Origin of the sequence: Hymenobacter defluvii, from assembly GCF_017589435.1 — a bacterium.
Lineage (GTDB): Bacteria > Bacteroidota > Bacteroidia > Cytophagales > Hymenobacteraceae > Hymenobacter > Hymenobacter profundi.
The window spans coordinates 1-1,062 of record NZ_JAGETX010000078.1; the positions used below are offsets into that span (position 1 = coordinate 1).

Sequence of the window (1,062 nt, forward strand, 5' to 3'; positions counted from 1 at the left end):
TGTTCGTGACGGGTATGAATCCTTTCTTGGGTTCGGTCTTCATGTTTCTTACGCTCATTATCGCAGTACCCTCAGCTGTAAAAACGTTTAACTGGCTAGCTACTTTGTGGCGGGGTAATATTCGCTTTACTACAGCCATGTTGTTCTCCATTGGCTTCGTATCACTGTTTGTATCAGGTGGTCTGACGGGTATTGTATTGGGTAACGCTGCTCTGGATATTCAGATGCACAATACTTACTTTGTGGTGGCTCACTTTCACTTAGTAATGGGTAGCTCTGCTTTCTTCGGCCTATTTGCTGGTGTATACCACTGGTTCCCGAAGATGTTTGGTCGCATGATGGACGAGAAGCTTGGCTACATCCACTTCTGGTTGACTTTCCTCGGTGTGTATTTGGTATTCCTACCCATGCACTATGTAGGTATTGCTGGTTTTCCCCGTCGTTACTACTCTTGGACTGGTTTTGACACATTCAGCCAGTTTGCTGACCTGAATAAGTTCATTTCGGTAGCTGCCATTTTGGCCTTCTTCGCGCAGTTTATTTTCATCTTCAACTTCTTTTACAGCATCTTCCGTGGCCGTCGGGCTACAGAGAATCCCTGGCAGTCGAATACGTTGGAGTGGACTACGCCGGTTGTTCCCGGTCACGGTAACTGGCCTGGTGCTATCCCTGCTGTGTACCGTTGGCCATACGACTATAGCAAGCCTGGTGCTGAAACGGACTTCATTCCGCAGAACGTACCTTTCTCGCAAACGCAGTCGTCGAACATGCCTTACGAGCGAGAAATGGCTGACTAAGTTTCGCCTGAGTGTATTTCAAACGGGCCGCTGTATTTACGGCGGCCCGTTTCTATTTAATCAACCGAAAGATATAGCTCAGATAAATTCGGCATTTAATCAATTTTCTGGAGCAACACGCCAGTGAACTTTGTTTCACTAGTAAGAAGATTTATAACCTATGCGCACTCCTGCTTTTGTTCGCCGGTTTCGGTTTTTCGGTGTACTCACTGTTGTATCGGTTTACTTGTTGATCTTGGTAGGAGGCATTGTGCGTAGTACAGGC

General features: G+C 46.7%; 1 protein-coding gene. It reads left to right on the forward strand.

All coding sequences use genetic code 11. The features are described 5' to 3' along the window. A partial coding sequence (locus J4D97_RS22995) for a cytochrome c oxidase subunit I (protein WP_208309628.1) occupies positions 1-797 on the forward strand: 797 nt, incomplete at its 5' end. Between the last annotated feature and the right edge of the window lie 265 nt (positions 798-1,062).